This is a genomic window from Fictibacillus nanhaiensis (assembly GCF_042686385.1).
In the GTDB taxonomy this organism is placed as follows: Bacteria; Bacillota; Bacilli; order Bacillales; family Fictibacillaceae; genus Fictibacillus; species Fictibacillus nanhaiensis.
This window is the reverse complement of the sequence record NZ_JBHUPF010000006.1, coordinates 2,918,736-2,933,173: the sequence shown is the minus strand read 5'-3', so window position 1 is coordinate 2,933,173 and position 14,438 is coordinate 2,918,736. Positions and strand designations below refer to the sequence as shown.

Here is a 14,438-nt window from a genome sequence, read left to right as displayed (position 1 = left end):
TAATTTCTTACTTAGTCAGTAAAAACTGAGTAAAGGAGCAGAAAATGATTGAGGACAGATACATGAGAAAAGAAGATTGCCCGTTAACCTTTGCTCTAACTTTAATCGGGAGTAAATGGAGACTTCCGATCATATGGGCATTGTGGAAGAATAAGACGATACGGTATAACGAACTGAAGCGTCAGGTGGATGGAATCACCAACATGGTTTTATCTCAGTCTTTAAAAGAGATGGAAAAACAAGGACTGGTGGTGTGAACGCAATTCATGGAGATACCGCCTAGGGTGAGTACTCATTAACGGAGGCAGGAGAGGCTTTAATTCCATCATTAAAATCCTTGGCAGAATGGGGAAAAGAGATGCAGGTAAAGGTGAAAGATCATGTATGAGTGCCCGTTATGTAAGAGAGATAATGCCTGTGCAATTTCAAACGGAAAGAACCCAGAATCGTGTTGGTGTATGAACGTACAGATTCCTTCTCAACTTCTTGAATGTGCTTCCAATCGGGAAACGTGTATTTGCCAAACATGTGTGGACGAATAGAATAAAAAAAGGGGTGCTGATTATTAAAAAATCAGCACCTGTATTTGTTCTCGGTTAAAAATCGTTATAGGAATCTCTTAATTGAATCATCTTGGAAAGAAGGTCGTCTCCAATCTCACTTTTAAACGCTCGGTACACGGGCTCCCAACGCTTCGCCCACTCTCTTTTTTCTTCTTTTGTAAGATAATGTATATCGATCGAAGAGTTTCTCTCGATCAATGCAAGCTGTTCTTCGTTCATCGCGAATGACTGTGTCTGATTCCAACGAGTAGCTTCATCTAAAGCTTCAGATATGATTCTTTGCTGCTGCTTCGTAAGTTTGTTCCAAAACTCATCATTCATGATTACAGCATACCCTAAGAATCCATGATTGCTTATCGTAAGGTGACTTTGTACATCAAAGAATTTTTTAGAATAAATGTTAGAGATCGTGTTTTCCTCACCGTTTAATTCTTTAGATTCCAATAATCGATATGTGTCGTTAAAATCTAATCCAACTGCTTTAGCTCCCACTAGATCAAACTGCTTTTCGAGCACTTTACTCGGCATGATGCGCAGGTTTTGACCACTTAGATCATCCGGGTGTACGACAGGACCGTCGTTTGTTGTAATCTGTTTAAATCCATTGATCCATAACGTAAGGCCTTTCATATTTTTCTCTTCTAGTGATTGAAGCAACGTGTTACCAATGTCTCCGTTTAATGCCTTTATAATGCTTTCACGAGTGGGCATGGCATAGGGAAGATCAAGGATCTGCCATTTAGGTGAAAATGAGCTCAGCTTTGTCGTAGCAGGTGCGATCATCTGCACATCACCACTCTGCAGCGCTTCAAGTTCTTCTTGATCGGAATAGAGTCCACCGTTTGGGATCACTTCTATTTTAATCTGACCATTCGATTTCTCGTTTACTCGTTTTGCAAAACGCTGTGCAGCAAGTCCCTTAGGTGTATTCTCTGCCACTACGTGACTGAACTTGATGACGACTTGATCTTGTATGCCTTTTTGATCATCATCATAGGGAAGTGTTCCTTCTGCCATTTTTGTATGAAAACCAATCCAGATTGATACGGCTAAGCCTGCAATTAGGATCAGCGCGATCCCAATGAACGATTTCATATTGATTTACCCCAAATCCGTTACTTTTTTAAATAGTCTAACATATTGAATTGGAAATGATACAATAGGGTCATTGAAAAGGAGGATGCTAATAAATGACGATGAAACGATTACCCATTCGAACAAAAATCATGATCTTGACGTTTGGAATCGTGCTCTATGCCATCCTTATCGGTGGTGTCGTCATTATTGGTAAGATCCTTGATATCCAGGAAGAAGAGTTAGGTAAGCGGGCAATGATTACTTCACGCACCGTAGCACAGCTTCCAGAAGTGAAGAAATATATTCAGATAAATAAAGGCTGGAATGAGATAGAACCAGTCGTTGAAAAGATACGAGTCATTAATGAAGCAGATTACGTCGTGGTCATGGACATGGATCATATCCGATATTCTCATCCTGTTAAAGGTATGATTGGTACGGTGTCTAAAGGGAGTGATGAAGGTGCAGCCTTTGCTGACCATACGTTTATCTCGAAAGCAAAGGGAGAGATGGGTACAGCTGTAAGGGCATTTGTTCCCATCAAAAATGATGAGTTGGAGCAGATCGGGGTTGTTGTGGTCGGTCATGTGATTCCAGGCTACTATGAAGTGTTTCACGATCTGACAGATGAGATGACTCTTATTCTAGTATTGGTTCTCTCCTTCGGTGTGATTGGTTCCTATCTGCTAGCTCGTCATCTGAAACAGCAGATGTTTTATTTAGAACCACACGAGATCGTCCGAATGCTTGAAGAGAGAACAGCTACGTTCCACTCTATGCATGAAGGTGTAATCGCTATTGATAAAGAGGAACTCATCACGATCTTTAATGAAAAAGCAAAAAGTATATTCTCAGTGAGTGGAGACGTTGTTGGAAAGCAGATACGTGAAGTCATACCAGATACGCGTCTTCCAGAAATCATAGAACTGAGCCGTCCTGTTTATAATCAAGAGATTCGTGTAAGTGGAAAAGTGATCATGAGTAACCGAGTGCCGATACAAGTAAATAACAAGATCGTTGGAGCTGTAGCTATTTTCCAGGATAGAACAGAAGTTGCAAAGATGGCGGAAGAACTGACAGGTGTTAAGGCATTTGTAGAGGCACTACGCGTTCAGAACCACGAGCACATGAACAAGCTACATACGATTGCAGGGCTTCTTCAGTTAGGCAATTTGAAAAAAGCGATGCAGTATGTATTTCAAATATCAGAAGAAAAGGGTTCACTCACGCGATTTTTAAATCAAAGGATTAAGAACGAGAGTCTTGCAGGTCTATTGTTAAGCAAAGTCGGACGCGGAAAAGAACTCGGAATAAAAGTGGTCATCGATAATGAGAGCTCACTTAAAACGTTTCCCGATCAACTCGATCAGCATGATTTTGTAACGATCATCGGTAATCTAATAGAGAACGCGTATGACGCTCTAAAAGGAGTTCGGGATGCTAGAATTGATGTTTCCATCGCTCAGGATTCCGAGACTTGTGCGATTTTGGTCGAGGACAACGGATGCGGAATGAGTCAGGAAGTTCAGAACCACATGTTTGAAAGAGGATATACGACAAAAGGAAATAGTGGGTCTGGAATCGGATTGTATTTAATTCGTCAGATTGTACAAAAAGGTAACGGAGACATAGAAGTAATATCAGAGGAAAACCAAGGAACTAGCATTGTAATTGTATTTCCGATGAATGATAGAGGTGAAGACGATGAGTGAGATAAAGGTTCTGTTGATAGAAGATGATCCGATGGTCTTAGAAATAAACAAAGCGTTTATAGAAAAAGTAAAGAGATTTAAGGTGATTGAGACGGCATCGAATGGAACAGTAGGACTAGAAATGATAAGAAAATATAAGCCAGATCTCGTCGTACTCGATATCTACATGCCAGAGCAGGATGGGATGGAAACACTTCGGCAGATTAGAGCGGAAAGAATTCAAGTAGACGTAATCGTTATTACTGCTGCAAACGACTTAGAGACCGTCCGTTCTATGATGCAGAACGGTGCGTTTGATTATATTATTAAACCGTTTACTTTCGAGCGGATTGAAAAAGCATTAAAAAAGTATAGAACCTATAACGCTACTATGTCACCATCTGGAACAGCTACACAAAAAGATTTGGATAACCTTTTCTTCTCTGAAATACGAGATGTTCCTGTTACGTTGGAGCTTCCTAAAGGGTTAAACGAGTTGACGCTTAAACAGATCACAAGCTTCATAGAAGCGCAGACAGAAGCAAAGTCAGCAGAAGAGGTAGCTGAAGGAATAGGCATCGCGAGAGTGACAGCTCGAAGGTATCTCGATTATTTAGTAAAGAGTGGGACAATTCAAATGGACATCCAATATGGTACGGTCGGACGACCTGTTAATCGATATGTTCTAAAAAAATAGTTCAAGACCAAAAAGACCAAAACGTCCAATAAGTTCTTAATATTCTAATAAAAGAATGGAAGCGCTATCATTGTTTTTACAAATGGTAGTGTTTTTTTATTGTCTTATGGAAATTGTGTGGAAATTGTCTGGGGTCTGACCCCGGGTCAGACCCCAGACAATTTACCCATTTAAAAGTTCATTTTCAAACTCGAAAGGAGAAGAACAATGAAAAGATTATTTAAGAACTTAACGTTTCAGGTTTTAACGGCTATCGCAGTAGGTGTACTTGTCGGACTCTTCTGGCCAGACTTCGGGAAACAGATGAAACCTGTAGGAGATACATTTATTAATGCGGTTAAGATGGTGATCGCACCGATTATCTTCTTAACGATCGTACTTGGCATCGCGAAAATGGGTGACATGAAAAAGGTAGGTAAAGTTGGAGGGAAAGCTTTCATCTACTTTGAAATCGTAACGACCCTCGCACTCGTTATTGGATTGATCGTTGTGAACGTGTTAAAACCAGGTGCAGGATTAGACTTTGATAAGCTTGAAAAAGGTGATGTTTCACAATACACATCTGAAGAAGGCGGTAAGATCGATTGGATCGAGTTCGTTACACATATCGTTCCAAGTAACATGGTCGATGCCTTTGCAAAAGGTGATATCCTTCAAGTACTTTTCTTTTCTATTCTTTTTGGTGTTGGACTTACGGCACTTGGAAACAGCGGAAAGATCATTATCGAATTCTTTGAAAAGTTGCTGAACGTCTTTTTCAAGATCGTCGGTTATATCATGAAAGCAGCACCACTTGGAGCGTTTGGTGCGATGGCGTTTACCATTGGTAACTATGGACTAGAGTCACTCGTACCGCTTGGAAAGCTAATGATTTCGGTCTACACGACGATGTTCTTCTTCGTTTTTATCGTGTTGAATGTGATCTGCAAGATGTACGGATTCAGTTTGTGGAAGTATTTGAAATTTATAAAAGAAGAGATCTTAATCGTACTCGGAACAAGTTCTTCAGAATCTGTTCTGCCACGAATGATGAACAAGATGGAGAAGTTCGGATGCTCAAAATCTGTCGTTGGTCTTGTTATACCAACTGGTTATTCTTTCAACTTAGACGGAACAAGCATCTACCTCTCGATGGCAGTGGTCTTTTTAGCTCAAGTATTTGGCATCGATCTTACTCTAACTCAGCAGCTAACCATCATCGCTGTATTGATGCTCACGTCTAAAGGTGCAGCCGCCGTTACAGGTGGTGGGTTCATCGTTCTTGCATCTACGCTAACGGCTATGCAAGTCATACCTGTTGAAGGATTGGCACTTTTATTAGGAGTTGACCGTTTCATGAGTGAAGCGCGTGCGATCGTAAACTTAATCGGAAACGGAATTGCAACGATCGTTGTTTCTAAAAGTGAGAATGAATTTGACGAAGGTAAAAGTGAAGAAGCGATTCAAGCGATGTACGAAAACAGAAAGATTGCAGTCTAACGAAGGGAAGAGCTTTAGTCGATACAGACTAGAGCTCTATCTTTTTGTTATGCTATTTAAAAAGCTAGGAAATGGAGGTAAATACATATGATCCACAGCATGCTTAATATTAAATATCCGATTATACAAGCGGGTATGGCGGGTGGCCCTACAACACCTGAATTAGTAGCAGAAGTAAGTGAAGCAGGAGCACTAGGAACACTTGGTGCGGGATATATGGCTCCTCAAGAAATTAAAATGACTTTAGGAAATATTCGTCAACTCACACAATCACCTATTGCTGTGAACCTATTTCTTCCCGAGACACCTGACATGGACAAAGATGCAACTCTAGCGATACAGCAACTCTTGAATACTTATCGTAAAAAACTTGGAATTCCTGAGGTTCATAACATTCCAGATACAGAGAATTTATTTGAGAAACAGCTCGCCACTGTGATAGAAGCAGGCGTGAAAATAGTAAGTTTTACATTTGATGCACCCTCTAAAAGATTAGTAGAGAAATTACATGCTTCAGAAATAATTGTAATCGCAACAGCAACTTCTGTTGAAGAAGCAATTCATCTTGAAAACATTGGCGTAGATCTTATCGTTGCACAGGGGGCTGAGGCAGGAGGCCATAGAGGCTCGTTTCTGTGTGGTGAAAGTGAATCTATGATCGGCACGATGGCTCTTGTTCCGCAAGTGGTAGATGCGGTTTCTTGTCCAGTTGTGGCAGCGGGGGGCATCATGGACGGCAGAGGAATGGCAGCAGCACTTACTTTAGGCGCTTCAGCTGTACAGCTGGGTACAGCATTCTTGACGGTAAAAGAGAGCGGAGCAAATAGCATTCATAAAGAAAGCATCCTAACTAGTCGTGATACGGACACGAAAATCACAAAAGTCTTCTCTGGAAAAAGTGCAAGAGGTTTTAAGAATAAGATGATGATAGATTTGGAGAGTACTTTACGTGATGATGTACCTCCGTATCCATTGCAGCACATCTTAACGTCTGATATTAGAAAAGAAGCGGCTAAACAAAAAAATAAAGAAATGATGTCGATGTGGGGCGGTCAAGCATCAAGTCTAGCGAGAGAGAGTTCAGCTGGCGAATTAGTAAGGAGTTTAGTTAATCAATGTGACGCTGCATTTCAAAAAGCTCCTTGGAGATAAAGTTATTCTGTAACGGTCTATTTTCATACAAGTACTAATAAAATTTGTATAAGCTATACAAATCTTATCGATCGGGGTGAAAATCATGGATTTTATGACCGATTTTGCACCATACGTTGGTTTAGCTGTGGTTTTATATGCCATTCGTCATACAGATCGTTTTTCGAATAAGTATATCCCCATTGTTGCAGTTGTCTTAGGTGTTCTTTATGCCTTTTGGGAAGCGGGAGCTGCTACACCAGAAACTACATTAATCGGTTTAAAATATGCACTTCTTGGAATAGGAACAGTTGCAGGTATTAAATATTCAGTAGAGAAAAACTTAAAATAAGTGCTAACGAAAACAGCGCTGAAATTACGGCGTTTTTTTGTTGTACAAAATTTATATAAACATTAAACAAACGTTATGTTTAATGTTTAACTGCATGAATTTATGGGAAAGGAAAAGTAGTACAGAAAGTAAACAGGAGGGTGTTGCTATTATGAACATAAGACAGGAGCTTGAGAGTAAGGTTTTAAGTCGATTGCGACAAAAAGATTCCCAAGCCTTAAAACTAATGGTCGATTCATATAGCACACTATTATATCAAGTTGCCCTCCGAATTACAGGTGATAAGCGCGTGGCTGAACAAGTCTTGTGTGAAGTATTTCGAGACCTTTGGGAAAATCCTAGTCATTATACAAAAGTGAAAGACAAATTTCTTTCCAGTTATTTGATAAAGCTTTGTAAATTAAAATGTGTCGATCGTGAAGAGATTCACATCACTCGATTGTTATCTAAAAAGTCGAAAAATTATGTTGCGAACAACGTAACGGTTTGATATTATAAATACGCTTACATCTAATGTGTAAGGTAATGGAGAAAATACATGATCTGTACTTTTTCTATTTTACTTATAATGATGAATGAACGCTCTGCACGAGTATGTAGAGTTTTTAGACAACATTCTACAATGGACTTATTTGAAAAAATAAGTACTTTTGAATGTTGTCTTTTTTTGTGTCTTACATTAGGGTAAGTTTCATGAATGTTTAACTTTATTAACTTTATAGGGGGGAATTAAAAATGAAAAAGTCTAAAAATCGATGGCTCATTGCGCTATCAGCAGTAGGGATACATATCTCTATCGGATCCGTGTATGCATGGAGTAACTTTACGAATCCACTGATCGAAAAATTCGGGTGGACGGCATCACAAGTACAGATGACATTTAGTATTGCGATCTTATTCTTAGGTTTGTCGGCTGCTTTCCTAGGACATTTTGTTGAAAGACATGGACCGAGGAAAGCTGGATTACTTGCAGCTATTTTCTTTGGAATAGGAATTGCTGGCTCAGGTCTTGCAGTCAATATTGGCTCGTTAACCATGCTTTACATTTTTTACGGAGTCCTTGGTGGAATTGGACTTGGGGTAGGTTATATTGCACCTGTTTCTACATTGATCAAATGGTTTCCCGATCGTCGCGGTTTAGCAACTGGTCTTGCTATCATGGGATTTGGTTTTGCAGCAGCGATCAGTTCACCGATTATGGACGCACTTATTAAATCTGTTGGTATTGCAAACACATTTTTCATTTTGGGGATTGCTTATTTTGCTGTAATGACCTTGTCTTCTCTTTATTTGGAAAAACCAGAAGAAGGATGGCTTCCTGCTGGGTTTAAAGAAAATGTAGAGAGCGGAAAAGTGAAAATTAAAAAAGACCTTTCACAACTAACAGCAAACGAAGCGATAAAAACACGCCGTTTTTATTATTTGTGGATCATGCTATTCATCAATGTTACATGTGGCATTGCGATTCTTTCTGCCGCAAAACCTCTTGCTGAAGAAAGTATTGGATTAACAACTGCTGAAGCTGCAGCGCTTGTAGGTGTTTTAGGATTGTTCAACGGTTTTGGCCGAATTGGATGGGCATCCATTTCGGACTACATCGGACGTCCTAATACATACACAACATTTTTTGTTTTGCAGATCGCTCTCTTTTTTATGTTGCCACAAACGTCATCATCCATTCTTTTCCAAATTATGCTCGCCGTAATCTATACATGTTACGGAGGAGGATTCGCATCGATACCAGCCTACATCGGTGACCTATTTGGAACGAAGCAGGTTGGTGCGATACATGGTTATATTCTAACAGCATGGGCAGCAGCAGGTCTTGCAGGTCCATTATTTGCCGCTTGGATTAAGGATACAACGGGTTCTTACGCCAACAGTTTAACATTCTTTTCTGGATTGTTTATCATTGCGCTCATCGTATCGATACTAGTTCGTTTTGATATAAAAAAACTCGCGGCTAAACAAGAAAAGTCCGTAGCCTAATTAAAAATGCAGTGTCTTCATTAATGAAGACACTGTTTTTTTACATGTTAAACCATCATGAAATTCTTTATCTTTATAAAATGAGAGATTATGGTAAAATTGAGGAAGTGACTTACACCCAAAGGAGAACTTATGACTCAAAAACAAGTGACGATCGCAGAACTAAACGCAGAAAACTGGTACGAATGCTGTTTTTTAGAAGTGGCAGATGATCAAGTGAGCCATATTGAACCGAACGCAGTGTCTATCGCTCAATCAAAATTTGAACCAAGCTTAAAGCCTTACGCTATTCTTTTGGAGGATCAGACAGTTGGCTTTCTTATGTTCAACTCCATGAAAGAAGAATTAGATGGGTATTGGATCTACCGAATTATGATCGATAAAAATTATCAGCAAAAAGGAATTGGCAAAATCGCCACCCAATTAATGATTGAAGAAATGAAAACATTATTAGATGCTAAAGTTATTGTAGTAGGTTATCATCCTGAAAATAAAGGAGCTCATCAGCTGTATGAAAGCTTAGGCTTTATTGATAAGGGCGATAGATTTGGCAAGGAGATGGCAGTTGTATTAGAGGTATAATACATAGTTTGTGTTGGCAAAAACTTCTGAAATCTTAAGTTACCCTCAAATTTTTAGTGATTTCCTTCGAATAATTAATGTTGAATATATAAAAGTTTTAAAATGGTTGAACTCTAATCTTCGTTAGAGTTCTTTTTGTTTTGTTTCATCACGAGAGGGAACGTTTGATATGAAGGAGTGAATGATATAGATGAGAAGATCAGAACGCAAGAAGTCAAAAAAGAGAAATGTCGTTTTATTCAGTGCGTTAGGAGCGATTCTTTTAGCATTGTTATTTTTGCCAAAAGATGCGCTATTAATGGGCAGTGAAGAGGAGCCAACGAAAGAAGAAACAAATAAAGAACCAAAACATAAAGTGGTAAAACTTCAGCCTGATAACGAAAGTGCTTATGAAGATGAGGAACGTGAAGAGAAAGAAGCAAACAATCAGGATAAATCTAAGCCACAAGAACCTTCTGAAGAGATTGGTATAGATCCTGAAAAAGAAGCGGACAAAAAGAAAAAAGCAGAAAAAGCTGAAGCGGAAAAGAAAAAACAACAAGCTTCAGGTGACAAACCAGTTTTAAACGAACCAATTGGTACTTCTCAAACAGGACCTCATACGTCAAGTTATGAAGAAGGCAGCGTGGATTGGAATGAGAAACTGAAAGCGATTCGTCTTGCTACAGGTCTTGATGAAAACATGACGGTGTGGAAGATCGCAAATGGTGGTGGTCCACAGAAATCAATTGCAGAAGTAAGTCCGAACAAAAAGCCTAATGAAAAATATACGGTTAACCTTGAATGGGTGGATGAAAAAGGCTGGATGGTAACGAGTGTTCAGAAGTAGTTTCCGAAGAAGTGGACAGTAAAATGTTGAAAGTGGACAGTAAATCTAGAAAACTGGACAGTATTTTGTATGAACTGGACAGTAAATCTCTATCTTCCAGGAAAATTCTCAAGAAAAGCTGGCACAGAGCGTTCAATTCGAACGATTGCTGTGCCAGCTTTTTATTTTTCCTTACTTTTTCATCGCTTTTATTAGAAAACGGTGCTGTTTCACTTCAAAGTATCCATTTAATTGAATGTGTTCATGAATGTTATGGAGTTCATCAATAGAATCATTTAGTTTAAAATCTGGCACCTGCCAAGGTATGGCATCTAAATAATACAGCAGGGCACCCATATCATAAAAACGCTGAACAGGAAAATCTTCTTTTGCTTCCAAAATTTCAAATCCATTTTCTCGCAGTTCATTTTCAGCAAAACGCAAATTCCAATGTGAAAATTCCTCATTAATAGGATAGCCAAGACATGTATTAATTTCAGCACAATCTGAACCACCAACCTGTTGTGTAAGAAAAATCCCGCCATCTGTTAATGTACGTTTTACTTCATGTGGAGAGTAAGATTCGTGTTTATTAATGATAAGGTCAAACGTATGATCTTCAAAAGGAAGAAGATCGTCCTCGTCGATTTTAAACACTTTCACACCAAGAGGTTCAAGACGTTCTTTTGCGATTGGAACGTTTGGAAGATATCCTTCTGTTGCACAAACTACTGCTGGAAATGGTTGAAGCTTGGACAAAAGTTCTCCACCTCCAGTGCCCATGTCAAGCATCGATGACACTTTTCCGATGAGCGGGGTCACCATACTACCATAAGACCAAGAAAGCATTCCACTAGCCATTCGACCAGATTCAGTTATATATGAAAAATCCCACCCTGAGAATGGTTTCTCAACTTCTTTAATATACATATCAAAATCTTCATCATGTTTCATACGTGCACCTCCAAAATTTTTATCTTTAAATAATGAACTTACCTATTTTGTTGGAGGTCCTCTAGGGTAATAGCCGTTTTATATCTCGTGCTCATAATGATTCATTATGTGTTCTCCTCATACCAGCATTAATGTCTTTTAAAAAAATTCTTCAAATCAATCCCATTTCCTTCCTAATCATAAAAAATAGAGGGAATTTGTCGTGTTGTCAAAAATAGGCAAAGAAGTAAGAATGAGAATATGGGGAGGGTATTATGACACATCACGCTATGAAAATGTACTTCATCACGTATAGACAAACGACGAGCTATTCAGCAATTAGAAATGAAGTGTATCACCACACAGTGCAGAGTGTTACCCCAACCATCTCGAAATTAGTTTCATATATGTACATCGTTTCAAGAATAATTGCATCTTAAAGCTCTACACATACCATTCAACAAGGAGAGATAAATGAAGAAAGTAGTAATATACACGAGTTTTGCAATCATCCTATTGATAGGATTGGCATACAGCGGTTTAAAGGTAAGCAGTTCGAGAGACTTTCAATTTTTCGGAGGTTTAGTAACAAGGGCAGATACTTCTGAAAAAGTAGTTGCCTTAACGTTTGATGATGGACCTACAGATCAAACAGATGAAATCTTAACGATATTAAAAGAAGAGGAAGTTAAAGCCACATTTTTTGTAACGGGGAGAGAGGTTGAAGAGAACCTGAAAGAAGCAAAAGAAATAGTGGCAGAAGGACATGAGCTCGGAAACCATTCTTATTCTCATGAGCGAATGGTTTTGAAAACACCGTCTTATATTCGAAATGAGATTGAGACAACAGATAAGCTGATCCGCAAAGCAGGATACAAGGAGAAAATTCACTTTCGCCCACCATATGGGAAAAAGTTGATCGGGTTGCCGTACTACTTGAATAAACACGATCGAAAAACAATTCTTTGGAACATAGAGCCGGAAACCTATCCAGAAGTAGCATCTGATTCTAGGAAAATAGTGAAGCATGTGAGTCGAAATATTCAGCCCGGTTCGATCATCTTGCTGCACGTGATGTATGAAAGCCGTAATGAATCGATGAAAGCTGTAAAAGGACTCATTAAGGAGTTGAAGGAAAAGGGATATACCTTTAAAACCGTGTCTGAACTGATTGAATAAAAAAACAGAGGAGCTTACCTCTTTCAGTGGGTCCCCTAACTAAAACCAATGTTATTTGGAAACAAGTACAGGTTGATGTGCGTTAGAAATTACTTTTTGACTAACGCTTCCTAAGAAAAACTTTTTAAATCCGCTATGGCCACGATTACCGATGACGATGAGATCGATGTTATGACTTTCCGCATATCCACAAATCGTGGTAGTCGGATCGCCGTGCAAGATGGCTGATGTTGTCTTTATATCAGGATCAACACGTCCTAACGCTCTGTTTAGAATTTCTTCACCATGACTTTGCTCCAAAATTTCCGCTTCTTGTACTTCTACAGTCGAACTCGCAACACCGCCTGGGTGAACACCACCGCATAACGGCAGAACCATTTCGTTTGTCACATAAAGCAACGTTAAATCAGCACCCGTGTGCCGTGCAATCTCATTACCATTATGAAGAGCGGTAAAACTTCCTTCAGAGCCGTCAAAAGCAACTAAAATTTTGGTATATAACATCACGTTGATCTCCTTTCTTGCAGATTTGGCAATTTGTATAATCCTGTCACCTTATAAAACCTTAACCCCTTGATAATTTACGTAAACAAATTCAAGGTTTTCTGTCACAAAGTAAAAGCCAGTATCGTCATGTTTGTAAAATCAGAAAGTGGTGATGATACATGCATACATTTGATGTGGCGATTGTTGGTGGCGGTGTAGCCGGTTTGACTTCTGCCGTATATTTAGCACAAGCAGGAAAGTCTGTCTTAGTACTAGAGAAAGCTAGCCAATTAGGAGGTCGTGCACAAACCATCTTAAAAAACGGAGCACTATTTAACTTAGGTGGGCATGCATTATATAGAGGAGGAGCAGCTGAAGAGATTTTAAATGAGTTAGAAGTAAATGTATCTGGGGCAGTTCCTGATACCAATGGATACGCAGTCTGGAATGATAAACTTTTTGAACTGCCCGGATCATTAGGTGCAATGGTCAAAACAAAACTTTTAACATGGTCTAACAAGACGGAATTGGTAAGAGTGATGTTAAAGCTTAAAACGATTGACGCTGCGTCAATCCCTCATATGAGTTTACGAGAATGGGCTGAGAAAGAAATTAAAAATCCCATGGTTCGTAACATCTTTTACGCATTGACCAGAACATCAACATATTGCATAGATTACGATCAACTATTAGCGAATGCAGCTATCCAACAAGTTCAACAAGGTCTGAAAGGAGTTCTTTATATAAACAATGGTTGGCAATCCATCGTAGAAAGTCTTCGCAATAAGGCTTTGACTGCAGGAGTAACCATTTATACAAACAAGAAGATTTCTTCTATTGATTTTGGAATTAAACATCAACTTTTCTGTTCAGATGGAGATACCTTCGAAGTTTCAAATGTATTACTAACAACAGGACCTGAGCAATCAATGAAACTGGTGAAGAATGCAGAAGGGACATTGCTTGAAAAGTGGAGTCAGCAAGCTTCTCCCGTATATGCTGCATGCCTAGACGTAGCTTTGAAAAAACTCCCTAAATCAAATCATCATTTTGCAATAGGAATTGATCAGCATATTCTGTTCTCTAATCACTCTCGAGCGTGCTCGTTAAGCGAGGATGGGAAGATTGTTATTCAATTAATAAAATATTTAGGAACGAATAAAGAGGGCAGTGCAGATTGTCATAGAAAAGAGCTTGAAAGTATTCTTGATCTCATGCAGCCGGAATGGAGAAAAGAAATTGTAGCTCAACAGTTTTTACCAAGAATGATAGTGGTGCAAGATATGATCAGCATCAAAGACACTCACTATTTTGGTCCGAGTATACCCGAAATACCAGGACTCTACATTGCAGGAGACGGGGCAGGACATGGAGAAATGTTGGTGGACGCAGCATTTGCTAGTGCTAAAAGAGCAGCAAAAGCTATTGAACAGGATACAAGATTAAATCATTTGCGAAAGGAGGCTTAATG

At 39.1% G+C, this 14,438-nt stretch carries 18 protein-coding genes; 15 read left to right on the top strand and 3 right to left on the bottom strand.

The annotated features are described in order from the left end of the window. Positions 1 to 44: 44 nt before the first annotated feature. The 3 genes from ACFS5O_RS18795 (at position 45) to ACFS5O_RS18785 (ending at position 542) form a co-directional block, all read left to right on the top strand. Entirely contained in the window at positions 45 to 257 is a 213-nt protein-coding gene (locus tag ACFS5O_RS18795) for a winged helix-turn-helix transcriptional regulator (RefSeq protein ID WP_318300160.1), read from the top strand. 62 nt (positions 258 to 319) lie between these two features. Beyond that, positions 320 to 388 carry a hypothetical protein gene (locus ACFS5O_RS18790; protein ID WP_318300269.1) on the top strand — a complete coding sequence of 23 codons (69 nt, stop codon included), beginning with the start codon at positions 320 to 322 and terminating at the stop codon, positions 386 to 388. Next, positions 381 to 542: a cysteine-rich CWC family protein gene (locus ACFS5O_RS18785; RefSeq protein ID WP_205725596.1), complete on the top strand. Its 162-nt coding sequence runs from the start codon at positions 381 to 383 to the stop codon at positions 540 to 542. The genes ACFS5O_RS18790 and ACFS5O_RS18785 overlap by 8 nt, the downstream gene beginning before the upstream one ends. Before the next feature lie 54 nt (positions 543 to 596). Here the strand turns inward: ACFS5O_RS18785 and ACFS5O_RS18780 are convergent, their stop codons facing one another. Further along, on the bottom strand, positions 597 to 1,658 hold the full coding sequence (locus tag ACFS5O_RS18780) for a DctP family TRAP transporter solute-binding subunit (RefSeq protein ID WP_205725597.1): 1,062 nt from the start codon (positions 1,656 to 1,658) through the stop codon (positions 597 to 599). A gap of 95 nt (positions 1,659 to 1,753) precedes the next feature. On the opposite strand from ACFS5O_RS18780, the gene ACFS5O_RS18775 reads away from it, so the two are divergent. From ACFS5O_RS18775 to ACFS5O_RS18735, 9 genes are all read left to right on the top strand, one after another. Continuing rightward, positions 1,754 to 3,352, top strand: a complete 1,599-nt coding sequence (locus ACFS5O_RS18775) for an ATP-binding protein (RefSeq protein ID WP_205725598.1) — start codon at positions 1,754 to 1,756, stop codon at positions 3,350 to 3,352. Next, entirely contained in the window at positions 3,345 to 4,028 is a 684-nt protein-coding gene (locus tag ACFS5O_RS18770; RefSeq protein ID WP_205725599.1) for a response regulator, read from the top strand. The genes ACFS5O_RS18775 and ACFS5O_RS18770 overlap by 8 nt, the downstream gene beginning before the upstream one ends. Positions 4,029 to 4,235: 207 nt before the next feature. Continuing rightward, on the top strand, positions 4,236 to 5,507 hold the full coding sequence (gene dctP, locus ACFS5O_RS18765; protein WP_205725600.1) for a C4-dicarboxylate transporter DctP: 1,272 nt from the start codon (positions 4,236 to 4,238) through the stop codon (positions 5,505 to 5,507). A gap of 87 nt (positions 5,508 to 5,594) precedes the next feature. Then, the gene (locus ACFS5O_RS18760) at positions 5,595 to 6,659 is read left to right on the top strand and encodes an NAD(P)H-dependent flavin oxidoreductase (protein WP_205725601.1); all 1,065 of its coding nucleotides are present in this window, start codon (positions 5,595 to 5,597) and stop codon (positions 6,657 to 6,659) included. An 85-nt stretch (positions 6,660 to 6,744) separates the two neighbouring features. Continuing rightward, positions 6,745 to 6,990, top strand: coding sequence for a hypothetical protein (locus ACFS5O_RS18755; protein ID WP_205725602.1), 246 nt, complete (start codon positions 6,745 to 6,747; stop codon positions 6,988 to 6,990). A 151-nt stretch (positions 6,991 to 7,141) separates the two neighbouring features. Then, positions 7,142 to 7,480, top strand: a complete 339-nt coding sequence (locus ACFS5O_RS18750) for a sigma factor (protein ID WP_205725603.1) — start codon at positions 7,142 to 7,144, stop codon at positions 7,478 to 7,480. Positions 7,481 to 7,725: 245 nt separating this feature from the next. Then, on the top strand, positions 7,726 to 8,979 hold the full coding sequence (locus ACFS5O_RS18745; protein WP_205725604.1) for an L-lactate MFS transporter: 1,254 nt from the start codon (positions 7,726 to 7,728) through the stop codon (positions 8,977 to 8,979). A 132-nt stretch (positions 8,980 to 9,111) separates the two neighbouring features. Next, the gene (locus ACFS5O_RS18740) at positions 9,112 to 9,561 is read left to right on the top strand and encodes a GNAT family N-acetyltransferase (protein ID WP_205725605.1); all 450 of its coding nucleotides are present in this window, start codon (positions 9,112 to 9,114) and stop codon (positions 9,559 to 9,561) included. A 190-nt stretch (positions 9,562 to 9,751) separates the two neighbouring features. Then, entirely contained in the window at positions 9,752 to 10,390 is a 639-nt protein-coding gene (locus tag ACFS5O_RS18735) for a YrrS family protein (protein WP_205725606.1), read from the top strand. A 171-nt stretch (positions 10,391 to 10,561) separates the two neighbouring features. Here ACFS5O_RS18735 and ACFS5O_RS18730 read toward each other — a convergent pair whose 3' ends face one another. Further along, entirely contained in the window at positions 10,562 to 11,323 is a 762-nt protein-coding gene (locus ACFS5O_RS18730; RefSeq protein WP_205725607.1) for a methyltransferase domain-containing protein, read from the bottom strand. A gap of 254 nt (positions 11,324 to 11,577) precedes the next feature. Here ACFS5O_RS18730 and ACFS5O_RS18725 point away from each other — a divergent pair, with 254 nt between their 5' ends. Together ACFS5O_RS18725 and ACFS5O_RS18720 are read left to right on the top strand one after the other, a co-directional pair. Then, the gene (locus tag ACFS5O_RS18725) at positions 11,578 to 11,742 is read left to right on the top strand and encodes a hypothetical protein (protein WP_205725608.1); all 165 of its coding nucleotides are present in this window, start codon (positions 11,578 to 11,580) and stop codon (positions 11,740 to 11,742) included. Positions 11,743 to 11,776: 34 nt separating this feature from the next. Further along, positions 11,777 to 12,481, top strand: a complete 705-nt coding sequence (locus ACFS5O_RS18720) for a polysaccharide deacetylase family protein (RefSeq protein WP_205725609.1) — start codon at positions 11,777 to 11,779, stop codon at positions 12,479 to 12,481. 51 nt (positions 12,482 to 12,532) lie between these two features. Here ACFS5O_RS18720 and ACFS5O_RS18715 read toward each other — a convergent pair whose 3' ends face one another. Then, positions 12,533 to 12,985, bottom strand: a complete 453-nt coding sequence (locus ACFS5O_RS18715) for a universal stress protein (RefSeq protein WP_205725610.1) — start codon at positions 12,983 to 12,985, stop codon at positions 12,533 to 12,535. A gap of 161 nt (positions 12,986 to 13,146) precedes the next feature. On the opposite strand from ACFS5O_RS18715, the gene ACFS5O_RS18710 reads away from it, so the two are divergent. Continuing rightward, entirely contained in the window at positions 13,147 to 14,436 is a 1,290-nt protein-coding gene (locus ACFS5O_RS18710; protein ID WP_205725611.1) for a phytoene desaturase family protein, read from the top strand. The last annotated feature ends 2 nt before the right edge of the window (positions 14,437 to 14,438 follow it).

Excerpts from the sequence above, each read along its gene's own strand:
- ACFS5O_RS18770 (WP_205725599.1), top strand. The coding sequence starts at position 3,345 with ATGAGTGAGATAAAGGTTCTGTTGATAGAAGATGATCCGATGGTCTTA.
- ACFS5O_RS18730 (WP_205725607.1), bottom strand. The coding sequence starts at position 11,323 with ATGAAACATGATGAAGATTTTGATATGTATATTAAAGAAGTTGAGAAA.
- ACFS5O_RS18720 (WP_205725609.1), top strand. The coding sequence starts at position 11,777 with ATGAAGAAAGTAGTAATATACACGAGTTTTGCAATCATCCTATTGATA.
- dctP (WP_205725600.1), top strand. The coding sequence starts at position 4,236 with ATGAAAAGATTATTTAAGAACTTAACGTTTCAGGTTTTAACGGCTATC.
- ACFS5O_RS18745 (WP_205725604.1), top strand. The coding sequence starts at position 7,726 with ATGAAAAAGTCTAAAAATCGATGGCTCATTGCGCTATCAGCAGTAGGG.
- ACFS5O_RS18715 (WP_205725610.1), bottom strand. The coding sequence starts at position 12,985 with ATGTTATATACCAAAATTTTAGTTGCTTTTGACGGCTCTGAAGGAAGT.
- ACFS5O_RS18785 (WP_205725596.1), top strand. The coding sequence starts at position 381 with ATGTATGAGTGCCCGTTATGTAAGAGAGATAATGCCTGTGCAATTTCA.
- ACFS5O_RS18725 (WP_205725608.1), top strand. The coding sequence starts at position 11,578 with ATGACACATCACGCTATGAAAATGTACTTCATCACGTATAGACAAACG.
- ACFS5O_RS18760 (WP_205725601.1), top strand. The coding sequence starts at position 5,595 with ATGATCCACAGCATGCTTAATATTAAATATCCGATTATACAAGCGGGT.
- ACFS5O_RS18740 (WP_205725605.1), top strand. The coding sequence starts at position 9,112 with ATGACTCAAAAACAAGTGACGATCGCAGAACTAAACGCAGAAAACTGG.
- ACFS5O_RS18775 (WP_205725598.1), top strand. The coding sequence starts at position 1,754 with ATGACGATGAAACGATTACCCATTCGAACAAAAATCATGATCTTGACG.
- ACFS5O_RS18750 (WP_205725603.1), top strand. The coding sequence starts at position 7,142 with ATGAACATAAGACAGGAGCTTGAGAGTAAGGTTTTAAGTCGATTGCGA.
- ACFS5O_RS18795 (WP_318300160.1), top strand. The coding sequence starts at position 45 with ATGATTGAGGACAGATACATGAGAAAAGAAGATTGCCCGTTAACCTTT.
- ACFS5O_RS18780 (WP_205725597.1), bottom strand. The coding sequence starts at position 1,658 with ATGAAATCGTTCATTGGGATCGCGCTGATCCTAATTGCAGGCTTAGCC.
- ACFS5O_RS18710 (WP_205725611.1), top strand. The coding sequence starts at position 13,147 with ATGCATACATTTGATGTGGCGATTGTTGGTGGCGGTGTAGCCGGTTTG.
- ACFS5O_RS18755 (WP_205725602.1), top strand. The coding sequence starts at position 6,745 with ATGGATTTTATGACCGATTTTGCACCATACGTTGGTTTAGCTGTGGTT.
- ACFS5O_RS18735 (WP_205725606.1), top strand. The coding sequence starts at position 9,752 with ATGAGAAGATCAGAACGCAAGAAGTCAAAAAAGAGAAATGTCGTTTTA.